At 38.3% G+C, this 17,769-nt stretch carries 20 protein-coding genes; all 20 read left to right on the forward strand.

Annotated features, from left to right (window positions below):
* Positions 1 to 101: 101 nt before the first annotated feature.
* The 20 genes from rimP (at position 102) to FHR85_RS01055 (ending at position 17,691) form a co-directional block, all read left to right on the forward strand.
* On the forward strand, positions 102 to 572 hold the full coding sequence (rimP, locus tag FHR85_RS00960; RefSeq protein ID WP_167260124.1) for a ribosome maturation factor RimP: 471 nt from the start codon (positions 102 to 104) through the stop codon (positions 570 to 572).
* Positions 573 to 590: 18 nt separating this feature from the next.
* Positions 591 to 1,691 (forward strand): transcription termination factor NusA, encoded by a 1,101-nt coding sequence (nusA, locus tag FHR85_RS00965; protein WP_167260125.1) that lies wholly within the window; start codon positions 591 to 593, stop codon positions 1,689 to 1,691.
* Between the two features lie 15 nt (positions 1,692 to 1,706).
* A complete protein-coding gene (gene rnpM, locus FHR85_RS00970; protein ID WP_167260127.1) occupies positions 1,707 to 1,979 on the forward strand; it encodes an RNase P modulator RnpM in 273 nt (90 codons plus the stop codon).
* A complete protein-coding gene (locus tag FHR85_RS00975) occupies positions 1,976 to 2,278 on the forward strand; it encodes a YlxQ family RNA-binding protein (RefSeq protein ID WP_167260129.1) in 303 nt (100 codons plus the stop codon). The genes rnpM and FHR85_RS00975 overlap by 4 nt, the downstream gene beginning before the upstream one ends.
* Before the next feature lie 17 nt (positions 2,279 to 2,295).
* The gene (gene infB / locus FHR85_RS00980) at positions 2,296 to 4,521 is read left to right on the forward strand and encodes a translation initiation factor IF-2 (RefSeq protein WP_167260131.1); all 2,226 of its coding nucleotides are present in this window, start codon (positions 2,296 to 2,298) and stop codon (positions 4,519 to 4,521) included.
* Entirely contained in the window at positions 4,522 to 4,800 is a 279-nt protein-coding gene (locus tag FHR85_RS00985; protein ID WP_167260133.1) for a DUF503 domain-containing protein, read from the forward strand.
* A gap of 25 nt (positions 4,801 to 4,825) precedes the next feature.
* Complete coding sequence (gene rbfA / locus FHR85_RS00990; RefSeq protein ID WP_167260134.1) at positions 4,826 to 5,170, forward strand: 30S ribosome-binding factor RbfA; 345 nt, start codon at positions 4,826 to 4,828, stop codon at positions 5,168 to 5,170.
* A 68-nt stretch (positions 5,171 to 5,238) separates the two neighbouring features.
* Positions 5,239 to 6,153: a tRNA pseudouridine(55) synthase TruB gene (gene truB, locus FHR85_RS00995; RefSeq protein ID WP_167260508.1), complete on the forward strand. Its 915-nt coding sequence runs from the start codon at positions 5,239 to 5,241 to the stop codon at positions 6,151 to 6,153.
* Positions 6,154 to 6,167: 14 nt separating this feature from the next.
* Complete coding sequence (locus FHR85_RS01000; RefSeq protein WP_167260136.1) at positions 6,168 to 7,115, forward strand: bifunctional riboflavin kinase/FAD synthetase; 948 nt, start codon at positions 6,168 to 6,170, stop codon at positions 7,113 to 7,115.
* A 127-nt stretch (positions 7,116 to 7,242) separates the two neighbouring features.
* Positions 7,243 to 7,512, forward strand: a complete 270-nt coding sequence (gene rpsO, locus FHR85_RS01005) for a 30S ribosomal protein S15 (protein ID WP_167260138.1) — start codon at positions 7,243 to 7,245, stop codon at positions 7,510 to 7,512.
* Between the two features lie 157 nt (positions 7,513 to 7,669).
* The gene (gene pnp / locus FHR85_RS01010; RefSeq protein ID WP_167260140.1) at positions 7,670 to 9,784 is read left to right on the forward strand and encodes a polyribonucleotide nucleotidyltransferase; all 2,115 of its coding nucleotides are present in this window, start codon (positions 7,670 to 7,672) and stop codon (positions 9,782 to 9,784) included.
* A 57-nt stretch (positions 9,785 to 9,841) separates the two neighbouring features.
* Positions 9,842 to 11,062: a M16 family metallopeptidase gene (locus FHR85_RS01015; protein ID WP_167260142.1), complete on the forward strand. Its 1,221-nt coding sequence runs from the start codon at positions 9,842 to 9,844 to the stop codon at positions 11,060 to 11,062.
* Between the two features lie 33 nt (positions 11,063 to 11,095).
* Positions 11,096 to 11,329: a YlmC/YmxH family sporulation protein gene (locus FHR85_RS01020; RefSeq protein WP_167260144.1), complete on the forward strand. Its 234-nt coding sequence runs from the start codon at positions 11,096 to 11,098 to the stop codon at positions 11,327 to 11,329.
* Between the two features lie 113 nt (positions 11,330 to 11,442).
* Positions 11,443 to 12,318 (forward strand): dipicolinic acid synthetase subunit A, encoded by an 876-nt coding sequence (gene dpaA / locus FHR85_RS01025; protein WP_167260146.1) that lies wholly within the window; start codon positions 11,443 to 11,445, stop codon positions 12,316 to 12,318.
* Positions 12,319 to 12,333: 15 nt separating this feature from the next.
* The gene (locus FHR85_RS01030; protein WP_167260148.1) at positions 12,334 to 12,924 is read left to right on the forward strand and encodes a dipicolinate synthase subunit B; all 591 of its coding nucleotides are present in this window, start codon (positions 12,334 to 12,336) and stop codon (positions 12,922 to 12,924) included.
* Between the two features lie 72 nt (positions 12,925 to 12,996).
* Complete coding sequence (locus FHR85_RS01035; protein WP_167260150.1) at positions 12,997 to 14,046, forward strand: aspartate-semialdehyde dehydrogenase; 1,050 nt, start codon at positions 12,997 to 12,999, stop codon at positions 14,044 to 14,046.
* Between the two features lie 14 nt (positions 14,047 to 14,060).
* Positions 14,061 to 15,275 carry an aspartate kinase gene (dapG, locus tag FHR85_RS01040; RefSeq protein WP_167260152.1) on the forward strand — a complete coding sequence of 405 codons (1,215 nt, stop codon included), beginning with the start codon at positions 14,061 to 14,063 and terminating at the stop codon, positions 15,273 to 15,275.
* Between the two features lie 18 nt (positions 15,276 to 15,293).
* A complete protein-coding gene (gene dapA / locus FHR85_RS01045) occupies positions 15,294 to 16,160 on the forward strand; it encodes a 4-hydroxy-tetrahydrodipicolinate synthase (RefSeq protein WP_208379564.1) in 867 nt (288 codons plus the stop codon).
* Between the two features lie 653 nt (positions 16,161 to 16,813).
* On the forward strand, positions 16,814 to 17,479 hold the full coding sequence (locus FHR85_RS01050) for a ClpP family protease (protein ID WP_167260512.1): 666 nt from the start codon (positions 16,814 to 16,816) through the stop codon (positions 17,477 to 17,479).
* Positions 17,476 to 17,691, forward strand: a complete 216-nt coding sequence (locus FHR85_RS01055) for a YlzJ-like family protein (protein ID WP_167260154.1) — start codon at positions 17,476 to 17,478, stop codon at positions 17,689 to 17,691. The genes FHR85_RS01050 and FHR85_RS01055 overlap by 4 nt, the downstream gene beginning before the upstream one ends.
* The last annotated feature ends 78 nt before the right edge of the window (positions 17,692 to 17,769 follow it).

The raw sequence follows: 17,769 nt of genomic DNA on the forward strand, positions 1-17,769 counted from the left end.
TCGATTCACCTTATACAGCAGGGCAAATTTTTGTAACAGCAACAGATGCCTTACATCTGATGACGATATGTTGATAGTAACATGATGAAGGAGGGTATAATATGAGTCAGAAGATCATTTCATTAACAGAAGAGATTGTACAACCGATTGTTGAAGACATGAACTTAGAGCTGGTCGATGTTGAATTTGTAAAAGAAGGCAAAAATCATTTTCTACGTGTCTATGTCGATAAAGAAGGCGGTGTAGATATCGAAGATTGCGAGCGCGTTAGTGAAAAACTAAGCGAAGAGTTAGATCAACGTGATCCTATAGAGCAAGCGTATTTTCTAGAGGTATCATCACCAGGAGTAGAGCGTAAATTAAAGAAAAGAGAAGACTTTGAACGGTTTGAAGGTTCTTATATTTACGTCAAAACTTATGAGCCAATTGATGGTGATAAGGAATTTTTCGGTGATTTAAAAGAGTTTGTTAATGATCAATTGACACTTGAAATCAAAGTAAAAACACAAACGAAACAAGTGACAATTCCATATGAAAAAGTAGCCAATGCACATTTGGCTGTTCAGTTTTAAATTGGGGAGGTTTAACAGTTGAATAGAGAATTGTTTGAAGCAATGGAAACGTTAGCTGATGAAAAAGGAATTGATCGTGAAGTATTGTATGAAGCATTAGACGCTGCGCTCGTTTCTGCTTATAAGAAAAACTTCAACTCAAACACAAACGTCCGTGTTGAATTAGATTCTGACGACAATACCATGAAAGTATTTTCACGTCGGGTGGTCGTAGATGAAGTTGAAGATGAGGAATTAGAAGTATCATTAGAGGACGCACAACAGATTGACCCTTCTTATGAATTAGAAGATGTTGTGGAACATGAAGTGACACCTCAAGATTTCGGTCGAATTGCTGCTCAAGCAGCTAAGCAAGTTGTGACACAGCGTGTTCGTGAAGCGGAACGTGGTGTGATTTACAATGACTTTGTTGACCGTTTAGATGATATTATAATTGGCACTGTACAACGAATGGATAATCGCTATTTATACATCCACTTAGGAAAAGTTGAAGGTAAATTACCAACGAATGAAGTCATGCCAGGCGAATCGTATCAAGTGCATGACCGCATAAAAGTTTATGTAACAAAGGTTGAAAATACGAGCAAAGGGCCTCAGGTATATGTTTCTCGTACACATCCAGGGTTACTTAAACGTTTGTTTGAAATCGAAGTGCCTGAGATCTATGAAGGTATTGTAGATATTATGTCCGTATCTCGTGAAGCGGGAGACCGTTCTAAAATCAGCGTACATGCCGATGATCCAGAGATCGATCCTGTTGGTTCTTGTGTTGGTCAACGCGGACAGCGTGTCCAGACAGTCGTTGATGAGTTAAATGGAGAAAAGATTGATATCGTCCATTATTCAGAGGATCCTGTTGTTTATATTTCGAATGCATTAAGTCCTTCCAAAGTGATTGATGTATTAGTTGATGAAGCAGAACATGCAACAACAGTTATTGTTCCGGATGACCAGCTTTCATTAGCAATCGGTAAAAAAGGACAGAATGCTAGGTTGGCTGCCCGTTTGACTGGTTGGAAAATTGATATCAAGAGTGAATCTGAAGCAAATGAAGAAGATGCTTCTGATCATGCAGCTTCTGAAGTAGCTGATCAAGTCGAAGAAGACGAGGAAGTGTAAAAGGGGGAGAGAGTGTTGGCTAAACAAAAGAAACAACCATTGCGTAAATGTGTCATAACTCAAGAAATGTTTCCCAAAAAGGAATTAATTCGTGTTGTGCGAAATAAAGAGGGTGACGTATTCATTGACGAAACGGGTAAACAAAATGGTCGAGGTGCATATTTAAGTAGGGATGTTTCCACGATTAAAAAAGCGAAACAAACAAAAGCGTTAAACCGCCATTTAAATGCTGATGTTGATGAAACGTTATATGATGAATTACTGCAACATGTGAGTGAATCATCATGAATCAATCTTACTTAAACATGCTCGGTTTAGCCAATCGCGCTCGGAAGTTGATTTTAGGAGAAGAAAATATTGTTGAAAGTATTCGTCATAATGAAGCTCAACTTGTTTTAATTGCAAATGATGCCTCGGACAATACGACGAAGAAATTAACAGATAAGTGTAAAAGTTATCACGTTCAATACGTTATTGTGAGCGATCGGAAAACATTATCGCAATCAATCGGAAAAGATGGACGTGTTGCCGTTGCGGTAACAGATCAAGGGTTTGCGAACAAACTCCGAGAAAAGTTATCGGAATAATATTCGGGGGTGAATGTATGAAAAAAATGCGCGTATACGAATATGCCAAACAACAAAACGTATCAAGTAAAGAAGTTATTAATAAATTAAAAGAACTTGATGTTGAGATTTCAAATCATATGTCGACAATAACTGATAATACAATTCGTCAATTAGATGAAATCTATCAACCAGAGCAAGCACAAACAACATCTAAAGATTCTCAAAAAGAAGAACCAAAACAACAAACTCAGCAACAAAGCCAGCAACCAAAACAAGATAACAAATCTTCTAATAAACAGAATCAAAACAGCAATCAACAACAAAACCAAAATCAAAGTCAAAATCAAAACAGTAAACAACAAAACCAGAATCAATCACAGAATAAACAACAGAATAAGCAGCAAAATAAATCTAACCAATCTCAAAACCAGAATAAACAGAACAACAAGAAGAATAATGCTAAGAAACAGAAGGGCAATCAAAAACAACAGAAACAAAATCAATCAGAGCAAATTGATAAGATCACCTATCAAGGCTCATTAACAGTTGGAGAATTAGCTGACAAATTAAATAAAGACTCTTCAGAAATTATTAAGAAGTTAATGATGCTCGGTGTTATGGCGACGATTAATCAACAATTAGATTCCGAGACAATAGAACTGATTTGTGATGATTATGGAGTTGAAGTTGAAGAAGAAGTTGTCGTTGATCAAACAGACATCAATAACTATATCATTGAAGATGCTGAAGAAGATTTAAGTGTACGCCCAGCTATTGTCACGATTATGGGACACGTTGACCATGGTAAAACAACACTACTTGACTCCATTCGTGAAACGAAAGTGACAGAAGGTGAAGCTGGCGGGATTACACAGCATATTGGTGCCTATCAAATTGAACAAGATGATAAAAAGATCACGTTCTTAGATACACCTGGACACGCAGCATTTACTAGCATGCGTTCTCGAGGTGCGCAAATTACTGATATCGCCATTTTAGTTGTTGCTGCTGATGATGGCGTTATGCCGCAAACAATTGAGGCTATAAACCACGCTAAAGCAGCTGAAGTTCCAATTATTGTTGCGGTTAACAAAGTGGATAAAGAAGGTTCAGACCCTAACCGAGTTATGCAAGAACTAATGGCTTATGACCTTGTACCTGAAGACTGGGGCGGTAACACAATTTATGTTCCACTATCTGCTCTTCAAGGCGAAGGTATTGATGACTTAGTCGAAATGATTAACCTTGTCGCTGAAGTTGAAGAGTTAAAAGCTAACCCAGCTAAAGTAGCAAACGGTACCGTTATTGAAGCACAACTAGAAAAAGGTCGAGGAAGTGTCGCAACATTACTTGTCCAAAACGGAACCTTGAATAAAGGTGATTCGCTTGTTGTAGGTAATCATTACGGAAAAGTACGTGCGATGAGTAACCATCTCGGAAAGTCCGCATCTAAAGCTGGACCATCTATGCCAGTAGAAGTGATCGGTTTGAATGGTGTTCCTCAAGCAGGCGACCAGTTCTTAGTCTTTAAAGATGATAAGCAAGCGAAACAAGTTGCTCAAATGCGTGAACAAAAACAAATTCAAGAGCAGCGTGAATCAACAGGTAAGTTAAACCTTGATGAATTATTTGATCAAATCAAACAAGGTGACCTAAAAGAAATTAATGCGATTGTCAAAGCTGATGTGCAAGGTTCAGCGGAAGCTGTAGCATCTTCATTACGTAAGATTGAAGTTGAAGGTGCAAAAATTAACATTATTCATACTGGTGTTGGTGCAATCACCGAATCAGATATCATTTTAGCTTCAGCTTCAAACGGTCTTGTTATTGGATTCAATGTTCGACCAGATAATAATGCTAAACGGGCGGCTGAAAATGAAGGCGTAGAAATTCGTTTACACCGTATTATTTATAAAGTAATCGAAGAAATGGAAGCAGCCATGAAAGGTATGCTAGATCCAGTTTACGAAGAGAAAATTATCGGTCAAGCTGAAGTTCGAGAAACATTTAAAGTATCGAAAATTGGTACGATTGCAGGTTCTTACGTAACGGATGGTAAGATCACTCGTAATTCTGGAGTTCGTGTTATTCGTGATAGCGTTGTGCAATTTGAAGGAGAAATTGATTCACTAAAACGTTTCAAAGACGACGTCAAAGAAGTACAACAAAATTACGAGTGTGGTATCACGGTTAAGAATTATAATGATATTAGAGAAGGCGATATAATCGAAGCCTTTATCATGGAGGAAGTTGAGCGCTAAATGATTGGTTATGCTTATGTTGAATGCTTAATTTATGATGTCCAGTCATTAAAGGCAAAACGTTCAATTATCAAGCAAACAATGCATCAAGCGAGTAAGAATTTAAATGTTAGTATTGCTGAAATCGATTATCACGATCTGTGGCAACGGACTGCATTTGAGATAGCTTGTGTAGCAAAAAATCAAGTCATTGCGGAACAGATTCTGCAAAACGCAGTCAACCGAATTGACGAACGTGCAGATCTAGAAATTACAGTTATTCAATATGAATGGCTGTAAATGGAATAGTAAGAGGTGAATGAAAATGAGTGATTTAAGAGCTAATCGTGTCGCCGAACAAATGAAAAAAGAAATGGGCGATATCTTATCACGTAAGATAAAAGATCCTCGTGTAGGTTTTGTAACAGTCACTGATGTCCAAGTGACTGGTGACCTACAACAGGCAAAAGTGTTTATTTCTATATATGGTGATGATGCTCAACAAGAAGAAACACTCGTTGGTTTAACAAAATCAAAAGGTTTCATTCGGTCCGAGATTGGTCAACGAATTCGTTTACGAAAGACACCAGAAATATCGTTTGAGATCGATGAAGCGATTGAATATGGTAATCGTATTGAACGAATTTTAAAGGATTTGAATGATGAATAAAGAGTCAATGATTAAAGGATAGACACTAGGTCTATCCTTTAGTCTGTTTGATTGTAAAATGAGGTGTTATCATGAATGGAATCATCCCTTTATGGAAACCAAAAGGTATGACATCGCATGATTGTGTTAATAAATTGCGGGGAATACTGCAAACCAAAAAAATTGGTCACACAGGCACATTGGATCCGAATGTTGAAGGTGTATTACCAATGACAGTTGGAAAAGCGACTAAATTAACTAGCTTTATTACCGATCATACCAAAACCTATGTAGCCGAGGTTTCTTTAGGGCAGCAAACGACAACAGAAGATAATACGGGTGACACTGTAACTTCTAAGATAGTGGACCCATCTCTGACTTTAGAAGACTGCAAGCATGCAATAGAAAAGTTTAAAGGTGAAATTAGGCAAATCCCACCGATGTATTCTGCAGTTAAAGTCAATGGAATGAAACTGTATGAATATGCTCGAGAAGGGTTAGAAGTTGAAAGGCCTGTACGAGATGTTACGATCCATTCTATTGAGCTAGCTACTGACCAATTCGAACAGTATTCAAATAAAGATGTTCGTTTTTCATTTCGGATTTATTGCTCAAGTGGAACATATGTCAGAACTTTATGTGTTGATATCGGAGCCGAGATTGGTTACCCAGCTCATATGACGCATTTAATTCGCGAAGAAGCTGGAACTTTTCATCGAGATGAGACGGTAACATTTACTGAACTTGAAGAAGCAAAAGGAACTGCATTGTTAGAATCTTTTATACAAGATTCGGGACGAGCTTTGACAAAAATACCAGTTTATGTTGTTGGGGATGATGAAATAATTCGCTTTAAGCATGGACAAGTCCTACCAATCCCCGATAAACTGAAAGAAAATGATTTGTTTCGAGTGGAATCGGAATATGGTGAATTAATCGCTTTATATCAACCCCACCCGACGAAGTCAGATTTAATGAAACCATATAAAGTTTTGCAAACGTAAAGAAGGTGACAGACATGGAAGTAATTGAATTAAGTCTAAAGCAAACTGAACCAATGCCGGTACTTGATGATGTTAGTCTTGCAGTAGGATATTTTGATGGTGTGCATACTGGGCATCAGCGGGTTATTCAAAAGGCTATAGATGAGGCAGAAAGACAAGGAATAAAATCAGGGGTCATGACGTTTAGTCCTCATCCATTAACTGTTATTAAAAATCAACCACTATTAGATTATTTGATTACCACACATAATGAAAAGATGAAGGAATTTAGAAAATTTAATTTAGATTACGTTGTGGTTGTAACATTTAATCATGATTTAGCTCAACTATCACCTCAAGCGTTTGTTGATCAATTTTTTATTGCGCTAAATGTGAAGCACGTAGTCGGTGGGTTTGACTTTTCTTTTGGCCATAAAGGCGCAGGTAAAATACAACAAATGAATGAATACGCTAAAAATGCATTAACTTATTCAGTTGTCGATGAAGTCTCTTCTAATGGTGAAAAAATTAGTTCATCGAGAATTCGTGATCTAATAAAAGAAGGTGACATGGCTGAATCTAAACGGTTATTAGGTCGGTCATTTTCAATTGAAGCGAATGTCGTGTATGGCTATCAGAGAGGACGAGAAATTGGTTACCCGACAGCCAATTTAGATGTTAATCCGGAACATATTATTCCACGTGTTGGCGTTTATGCAATTCAAGTCTATGTGAATGGCACATGTTATGATGGCATGGCAAGTGTTGGTTTTAATCCTACATTTGATCAAGAACATGACCAACCAATTATTGAAGCCCATCTTTTCGATTTTGATGACAATCTATATGCGGTCAATATAGAAGTCTTGTTTTTACATTACATACGTGATGAAGAAGCATTTTCAGAAGTGACAGAACTTATAAAACGCATTGAACAAGATGAAATAGAAGCGAAAAATTTTATTCGTTCTTATTCTAGCTAACACTTGCATTATCGCTTTATAACATGTATTGTAATTAATGTACGAATTATAACCTTTTTCTTGGCATTACGTCACTCCGCCGAATGCGAGGAAGAAGGGGATTAAACTAATTTAGGAGGTGGATAGGATGTCCCTATCACAAGAACGCAAAAGCGAATTAATCAACGAATTTAAAACACACGAGAACGATACTGGTTCTCCAGAAGTGCAAGTTGCGATTTTAACTGAACAAATCACAACACTAAACACGCACTTACGTGAGCACAAGAATGATCACCATTCTCGTCGTGGCTTAATGAAAATGGTTGGTCGTCGTCGTCATTTGTTAAATTATCTACGTAACAAAGATATCCAACGTTATCGTGATCTAATTAACAAATTAGGTTTACGTCGATAAGCTATAGGTTAGAAAAAGCGGGGTAGTACCCGCTTTTTCTTTTATTCTTAAAACACTTTTCGTATTTTGTCATGTTAAAATGATTATAATAAAATAGAATGAAAAACGTGTTTCTTGTGACTACATAAGCAACAGTTTGGAAGGAGTCGTAAATATTATGACGAATGAAATGAAGTCATATTCAATTGATGTCGCTGGGCGCCAACTGACTTTTGAAGTAGGCGAAGTTGCGAAACAAGCTAATGGTGCAGCGATGGTACGCTACGGAGATACTTCCGTTTTAGTCGCAGCAACAGCATCAAATGAACCGAAAGATTTACCATTTTTCCCACTCACTATTAATTATGAAGAAAAATTATATGCGGTGGGTAAAATTCCAGGAGGTTTTATTAAACGTGAAGGTAGACCTAGTGATAAAGCCGTTCTAACATCACGTTTAATTGATCGTCCTATTCGACCATTATTTGCTGATGGTTTTCGTAATGAAGTACAAGTTATGAGTACTGTTATGAGTCTTGATCAAGACTGTTCTTCAGAAATCGCTGCCATGATTGGTTCCTCGCTGGCATTATGCATTTCAGACATTCCGTTCGACGGCCCAATTGCAGGTGTTCACGTAGGTCGTGTTAACGGTGAATTTGTTATTAACCCAACCGTTGAACAATCAAAAGAAAGTGACATTGAATTAACGGTAGCAGGTACTAAAGATGCGATTAACATGGTTGAAGCTGGTGCACAAGAAGTACCAGAAGATATTATGTTAGAAGCGATTATGTTTGGTCATGAAGAAATTAAGCGATTGGTAGCATTTCAAGAAGAAATCATGGCTGAAGTTGGTAAAGAAAATATGGAAGTTGAGTTATTCCAACCTGAAGCAGATTTAAAAACAGAAGTCATTAATTTAGCTAAAGATAAAATTGTCCAAGCGATCCAAACGGAAGAGAAGCAGGCTCGCGAAGAAGCAATTGATGCTGCTAAGGCTGACATTGTCGCTCAATATGAAGAAGCAGAAGTGGAAAGCAACGTTTTGTCTCAAGTGAAATCAGTGTTAGATTCCATTGTTAAAGAGGAAGTACGTCGTTTAATTACGGTCGATAAAGTTCGTCCTGATGGGCGTGGGTTGGATGAAATTCGTCCACTATCATCCCGCACTGATGTATTACCACGTACACATGGTTCAGCTATGTTCACACGTGGTCAAACACAGGCATTAAGTGTAGCTACATTAGGTCCATTAGGTGATGTGCAAGTTTTAGATGGATTAGATTTAGAAGAAGAGAAACGTTTCATGCATCATTATAACTTCCCGCAGTACAGCGTGGGTGAAACAGGTCCCGTACGTGGTCCAGGACGTCGTGAAATTGGCCATGGTGCATTAGGTGAGCGTGCATTAGAAGCTGTTATTCCTGATTCAGAAACATTCCCATACACGATTCGTGTTGTATCAGAGATATTAGAGTCAAATGGTTCTACGTCACAAGCAAGTATTTGTGCAGGAACTATGGCTATGATGCAAGCTGGTGTGCCACTTAAACAGCCAGTTGCGGGTATCGCAATGGGGCTTGTGAAATCTGGAGATAATTATTCAGTTCTAACTGATATTCAAGGCATGGAAGATGCGTTAGGTGACATGGACTTTAAAGTAGCTGGTACTACAGAGGGTGTAACGGCTCTTCAAATGGATATCAAAGTCGATGGTTTATCACGTGACATTCTAGAAGAAGCATTGACACAAGCTAAAAACGGCCGCATGGATATTCTAGCGCATATGAATGATACGATTTCTGAACCTCGCCAAGAGCTTTCTGAATATGCACCTAAGATTGAATCGTTATCAATCAATCCTGATAAGATTCGTGATGTGATTGGTCCGAGTGGTAAACAAATCAATAAGATCATTGAAGAAACAGATGTGAAAATCGATATTGAACAAGATGGACGTATCTTTATTTCATCACCAGATCGCGATAAGATTAATCACGCAAAACAGATTGTTGAAGACTTAGTTCGTGAAGTAGAAGTCGGTCAAATCTACCTTGGTAAAGTAAAACGCGTTGAAAAATTCGGTGCGTTTGTTGAATTGTTCAGTGGTAAAGACGGCTTAGTGCATATTAGTGAACTAGACGAAGCTCATGTGAAAAATGTAACTGACATTGCTGATGTTGGCGATGAAATGCTTGTTAAAGTTAAAGAAATCGATCAACAAGGGCGCGTTAATTTATCACGTAAGGCAGCGCTTAAAGAAGAAGAGACAGAACAATCAACATCATAAATTGAACCAAAGAGCTGGTTTTAACCAGTTCTTTTTTTACATATAGGAGCGATCAGTATGTTAGAACGATACCAATTAAGTAATGGACTAAGAATTGTTGAAGAACGAATCGAACATGTTCGTTCTGTTACAATAGGAATTTGGATTCTTTCTGGAACTCGAAATGAATCAACTGAAGAAAATGGAATGGCCCATTTAATTGAACATATGTTATTTAAAGGGACCAATCGAAGAACAGCTAAACAGATTGCGGAAGCCTTTGATCGAATTGGTGGACATGTAAATGCTTTTACATCTAAAGAGTATACATGCTTCTACGCCAAGGTGATGGATGAACATGTTGAAGAAGCTCTTGATCTCTTGTCAGATATGGTTTTACATTCTTCAATTGATAAAGATGAACTTGAACGAGAAAAGGACGTAATCTTTGAAGAAATTGCTATGACAGAAGATACACCAGATGATGTCATTCATGATTACTTACAAGAAACTAGTTATCAAGGTCATCCTTTAGGGCAGTCTATTTTAGGAACACGTGATTCGTTGTCGTCGTTATCGCGTGAAGATGTCATCAAGTTCAAAGAGCGTTTTTTCACTGGAGAGCGAATCGTCTTATCAGTGGCTGGACAGGTACCAGATCAATTTCATAAGTTAGTAGAAAAGTATTTTAGTGAACTATCAACTGGTGATGCTAAACAAGACTCTCTATCTCATACGTTTAATCATAGAAAATTAGAGTTAACAGAAGATATTAGTCAGGCTCACGTCTGCTTGGGATTTGATGGCTATCCAATTGGTGATCAGACGATGTATCCTTTAACCATTTTGAATAATGTACTAGGAGGAGCGATGAGTTCCCGACTGTTTCAACAAGTTAGGGAAGACCGTGGACTAGCGTATGATATCTTCTCTTATCATAATCCATTTAGAGATAATGGTATTTTAACGATTTATAGTGCAACTTCATATGAACGGTTAGACGATGTAGAAGCGATTATGTTTGATATTATCTCTGACATTCGCCAAAACGGTATTAAAGAACAAGAACGGCTAGATACGATACAACAACTAAAAGGGCAACTTGTATTAGGTTTGGAACACACAAGTAGTCGTATGCAGCGGAATGGTCGAAATGAGTTATTAAATGAACCCCATATGCCTGTTGATGATGTCATAACTAATTTAGAGAGTGTTACACACCAAGATATTCAATCAGTAGCGAAAGACTTATTCTCTAAAGAACCTGCCCGTGCATGGATTGTACCTAAGAGCATATAATAGTTTAACAGCTATTTAGCGAGGTGATTATAGGTGCGGTATCATGACTTAACTGGAAAAGAATTAATTGATGCAGACAAGGGTGAACGATTGGGTGTCCTGGGGCATACAGACCTTACGATCAATGGTGAGACTGGACAAATTGAAGAAATTGTTATTCAGGATTATGCCATGCTTGGATTAAAAAAAGGTGAAGCATCTACATCGATTCAATGGAAAGATATCGAAGTCATTGGAGAAGACATGATTGTAATCAAAAGAGATTGATAACATATTTATCATGCTAAGCTGGTTTCTTTTAATAAGGAACCAGCTTTTTCACGTTTTGACTGTTTATACATAGGATAATATGGACTGAATGAACATGGGCAGGTGATGAGATGTTAACAGGCAAAACAGCTTTAATTGTTGGTGGTGACGCCCGATATATTGAATTAATGAAGCAACTATTATTATATGATGCTAGTGTTTATGCTATTGGTTTTGATGATGCTGAAGATGAATTGACGGGTGTCATTTCCATAACAGAACAACAGGTTGATCATACGACAATTGATTTTGTAGTTTTACCGATTTCAGGCGTTGATGAAGAAGGGTTTGTTGACACCCACTTCAGACGACCATCGATTCAGTTATCAGATGAGTGGTTTACTTCTTTTTCGGATGATTGCACGGTCTTCACTGGGATTATGACGCCATATTTAAATCAACTGAGCGAATCGTCTATTGCTATTACTGCATTAATGAATCGAGATGATTTAGCTATTTACAATTCAATACCAACTGCAGAAGGAGCAATTATGTTAGGGATTCAACATACTGATGTCACTTTACATGATGCAAATGTCGTTGTTTTAGGGTATGGGCGTGTCGGTAAAACAATCGCAAAGTCTTTCCAAGGTTTAGGTTCTCGCGTATCGGTTTATGCGAGAAGTGATGCTGATTTAGCTCGTATTTATGAAACACACGCTACTCCAATAACTTATGATCAATTACTAAACGCCGCATCAACAGCACATCTAATGATTAATACCATTCCAAAATTGGTTGTAACACCAGAAGTTATTCAAAAGTTGCCAACGTCTTGTTTTATACTTGATTTAGCGTCAAAACCAGGTGGTGTTGATTTTAGATTTGCAAAGAAGAGAGGAATTGAAACAATGCTGGCTCCGAGTTTGCCAGGATTAGTTGCTCCAAAAACGGCAGGTAAAATGCTTGCTCATGTTATTCAAATGATTATTCAAGATCATGAGTAAAGGAGAGTTTTTACTGTGGAATTAAAAGGAAAAAGAATAGGGTTTGGTTTGACTGGATCACATTGCACTTATGATGAAACATTTCCAGTTATAGAAGAGTTGGTTAACTTAGGAGCAGATGTTGTTCCGATAATATCTAGTACGGTTAAAACGACGGATACGAAATTTGGTGAAGCGAAGCAACATCTTGAGACAATCCAATCGATTACCGAACGACCAATTATCGATTCGATTCCTGGAGCAGAGCCTTTAGGTCCCCAAGAACCACTTGATTGTATGGTAGTGGCACCTATGACAGGTGCATCGATTAGTCGATTTGCGAATGCGATCACTGATAGTCCTGTTTTAATGGCGGCTAAAGCGACATTGCGTAATAGAAGTCCAGTTGTCTTAGCTATTTCAACAAATGATGCACTTGGATTTAACGCGCAAAATCTAGCAAAGTTACTACCAGCAAAGCATATTTATTTTGTACCGTATGGTCAGGATAACCCCATTAAGAAGCCAACTTCTTTAGTCGCTCACATGTCTCTATTACCTCAAACAGTTGAGAAAGCGTTAGATGGTGAGCAATTACAGCCGTTATTACAGCCTTTTGACCAATAGTGTTAATTCTCATAAAATATGATAAACTGTGAGTTAGAAAATAAAAACGTTATTATGGAGGTTATTAGAATCATGGAAGCTAAAAGCAGATACAATGTAGCAATAGTCGGAGCAACAGGAGCAGTAGGTCAAAAGATGATCGAAATGCTAGAAATGGTTGAATTTCCTATTGAAGAATTGAGACCCTTAGCATCGAAACGATCAGTCGGTAAACTTATTGAATACAGTGGAAGAAATATTACGATTCAAGAAGCTACGCCTGAAGCATTTGAAGGGATAGATATTGCATTATTTTCTGCTGGCGGATCAATTTCAAAACAACTAGCAAATGAAGCGGTTGAACGTGGTGCTGTTGTCGTTGATAACACGAGTGCATTTCGTATGCATGATGATGTACCACTTGTGGTTCCAGAAGTTAATCGTGAAGCACTTAAAAACCACAAAGGAATTATTGCAAATCCAAACTGTTCGACAATCCAAATGGTGGGTGCTTTAGAGCCTGTTCGTCAAAAATATGGGCTTAATCGAGTGATTGTTTCCACATATCAATCTGTCTCAGGTTCAGGATTGGATGCTGTTGAAGAGTTAAAAGACCAATCGCAAGCTATGTTAGACGGAACTACAGTTAATACAGAAATTATGCCAGTAAAATCAGAACCTAAACATTTTCCAATCGCATTTAACGCATTACCTCAAATTGATACGTTTGAAGATAACCATTACACATTTGAAGAAATGAAAATGATTAACGAAACGAAAAAAATCATGGAAGCTCCTGATTTAAGTGTGGCTGCAACATGTGTTCGTTTACCTTTCTTCTATTCTCATGCAGAAAGTGTTTATATCGAAATTGATGATGATCAAGTTACGGTTCCACAAATGCAAGGAGCTATTAAGGAAGGGCAAGGCGTTGTACTAGAAGATGACATTATGAATCAAGGTTATCCGACACCATTGTCCGCTGAAGGTAAGCTAGAAATCTTTGTTGGGCGTGTTCGTAAAGATTTAGATGTGCAAAACGGCTTTCACCTCTGGGTTGTTTCAGATAATTTACTAAAGGGCGCAGCCTGGAATTCAGTACAGATTGCGCAAACATTAATTGAAATGACAACAGAACAATAAGTTGAGGTGCAAAGATGAAGACATTAGTACAAAAATTTGGTGGTACGTCGGTAAGAGATTCTGAATCGCGGGAGCGTGCCATCCAACATGTTAAAGATGCTTTAGCAGAAGGTTATCAAGTGGTGATAGTCGTTTCTGCAATGGGTCGTGAAGGGGATCCTTATGCGACTGACTCGCTTTTAGGTTTAATTGATTATCCTGAAACTCATATTACGAAACGTGAAACAGATTTATTAATGTCATGTGGTGAAACGATCTCTTCAGTTGTTATGACGCATGAATTACAACAACAAGGCGTTACCGCTACATCATTAACAGGAGCAAGAGCTGGGTTTTTAACAACAAATGACTTCTCGGATGCTCGTATTAATAAAGTCGATCCAACTGATATCGTCAAATATTTAAAAACAAACGATGTTGTAGTAGTAGCAGGTTTCCAAGGGCAAGATGAAGACGGCAATGTGACGACACTAGGTCGTGGCGGTTCTGATACATCTGCTGTTGCTTTAGGTGGTGCGTTACAATCTGATTATGTTGACATTTTCACCGATGTTGATGGTATTAAAACAGCTGACCCACGCATTGTCGAAAATGCGCGTACATTGCAAGTTATGACCTATAATGAAATTGTCCATTTAGCGTATCAGGGTTCGAAAGTGATCCATCCACGCGCTGTTGAAATTGCGATGCAGGAGAAAATTCCAATTCGGGTGAGATCAACGTACTCACAAGATGCTGGCACACTTGTTACAGCGAAAAAAGATCATACCGTTGACCAAGGGTTTAAAGACCGTCTTGTAACGGGAATAGCACATGTATCTGGTATTACTCAAATTAAAGTATTATCAGAGGATGATCCGGTGACACTACACAATGATGTGTTAACAGCATTAGCAGATGCTCAAATATCGGTAGATTTCTTTAACATATCAATGGATGGCATCACATTTACGGTACCGACCGATCGACTCACTCAAACGACAACGATTATCGAAGCATTTCAATACCGTTATCAAATTGTAGAGAAGTGTGCTAAAGTGTCGACTGTAGGTGCTGGAATACAAGGTGTCCCTGGTGTAGCATCGAAAGTTGTGAAAGCTTTAACGCGTTATAATATTCCGATTTTACAATCGGCTGACAGTCATACGACGATTTGGGTGTTAGTGAAAGAGCAAGATTTAGAAAATGCGGTTAATGCTTTACACCAAGTGTTCTTAGAAGAGCGTTAACATAGGAGGGGTGTGCTGATGGATTTTGGCCGTGTCTTAACTGCAATGGTAACACCGTTTGATTCAATGGGGCGTCTTGATCTGAAGAAAACAGAGAAATTAGTGACTCATTTGATTGATAACGGTTCAGAAGGGTTAGTTTTAGGAGGAACAACAGGAGAGTCTCCAACACTTACTCATGATGAGAAATTGCAACTTTTTGAATATGTTGTCGGTTTAGTTGACCAAGAAATCAGTGTGATAGGTGGTGCAGGATATAATGATACCTCTGCTTCGGCTGAATTCACCAAAGCAGCTTCAAGTACAGGATTAGATGGTATTATGCTTGTGACACCATACTATAATAAACCAAACCCTGCTGGTTTATATCATCACTTTTCTACAATCGCCCAGGAAACAACATTGCCAATTATGCTTTATAATATACCAGGGCGGTCTGTGATTAATATGCCAGTTGAAACGACCGTGGAATTATCTAAAATCGATAACATTGTTTCGATTAAGGATGCTAGTGGCGATTTAAATATGATGAGTGACATTATTGAGCAAACAAGTGATGATTTCTCTTTATATTCAGGAGAAGATCACCTGACACTACCTTCACTTGCTATTGGTAGTCATGGTGTTGTATCTGTTGCCTCTCATATAATTGGTAATCAAATGCAGGAATTAACGCAAGCGTACCTCGAAGGTGAGGTTACAAAGGCTGCCTCACTACATCGTCAATGGTTGCCAACTATGCGTGCATGTTTTATGGCTCCTTCACCAGCACCAGTGAAAGCAGCATTAAATTATCAAGGGATAGATGTTGGCTCTGTACGTGGGCCGTTAGTCGATCTATCACTTGAAGAATTTAATCAATTAAAATCGATATTAGATACTTAATAACAGTATGAAGAAAACTCCGGACGTATCCCCAATTCGTCCGGAGTTTTATATTTAGACTCTAAAATATGGCTCTAAAATATTTGTTGGGGTTGATACACAATTTAGCGTGAAGGTTTGATGGTGGCCGTTGGCATCATGTGATCCGCTTACGGTGGATGCTTGCACCCATAGGGCACAAGTGCAACATCTGCTCAATCTCACTACGTTCGTTTTTTTCGCAGTGTTTTCTATGCAGGGGCACGGCTCGAGCCTCCTCGGCCGAAAAGCATGGCCTGTGGGGTCTCGAGACGCGTGCTATTCCCGTGACGGCCCGGACGGCCTAATGTCGGCGTTGGTCACAGGACGTGACCGCTTTTAGTCGACCAGGCGTCACCACCTACGCTCCTCACCTGACGCCAACTTAGCGATTTGATTAGTAAAAGCACGCTAACTCCTTGTTTGTTATCCTTGTTTTATACCACCGATGTTCTGGCATCATAAACGGCGCTATCAATACCATCATATAATTTGCTGCAAAACGATATGAAGAAACCAATAATCTTGCAAAAGTGATGAATGATAATATCAAAACCGTTAACACTACTTGCTAGAAGGTGGTGTTTACGTTGAGTGATAACCAAGAAGATCAAAATCAACAAAAAGACAATCTAATGGAAAAAATCAAACAGTTAGGTACGACAAATGTTCCACAAACTTCAGATTCTAACATCCACGTGTTACCGATTATTGGCCAAATAGAGGGTCATTTACAGCTACCAGCTAAAAATAAGACAACCAAATATGAACATTTGATTCCCCAAATTGTCGCGATTGAGCAAAACCCTAAAATAGAAGGGGTTATTATTTTACTTAACACAGTTGGTGGTGATGTTGAAGCAGGTTTAGCCATTTCTGAAATGATTTCATCGTTATCTAAACCAACTGTATCGATTGTTCTAGGTGGTGGTCATTCGATCGGTGTTCCGATTGCAACTGCAGCTACAAAATCATTCATTACTGAAACAGCAACTATGACCATTCACCCGATTCGGATGACTGGTTTGGTTGTAGGGGTTCCTCAAACTTTTGAGTATTTAGATAAAATGCAGGATCGCGTCATTAATTTTGTGACACATCATGCTAAAATTGATGAAGACACATTCAAAGAATTGATGTTTGCTAGAGGAAATTTAACACGTGATATTGGTACCAATGTGGTTGGGCAAGATGCGGTTGACCATGGTTTAATTGACTCGATTGGTGGCGTTCAAGAAGCGATGAGTACTTTGAACTCATTAATAGAAGAACGAAATCCTCAAGGAGAATCAGAATCATGATTATTTATACACCTTTACGTGAAGACGAAATATTTGATATGGAAGAAGAACAGGAACATGAAGCCTTTCAATGGGTTAATGTTAATCACGCAACGCTTAAATTAAAACGAGACCCTAGTTCACATGGTTATGAGATTGTGCACATGACTTCGACAAACCCCCAAGACTATCTCAACAAACGACTGGAACCTGGTTCAATTTATTATTTATAACTATCCCAAAAAGCGTCATGTCTATGATATAATTAAGTTGATGAAAGCAGCCTATTTCTAAGGCTGCTTTACGCTTTT

This window comes from Alkalibacillus almallahensis, from assembly GCF_011761495.1.
Classification (GTDB): Bacteria; Bacillota; Bacilli; order Bacillales; family Alkalibacillaceae; genus Alkalibacillus; species Alkalibacillus almallahensis.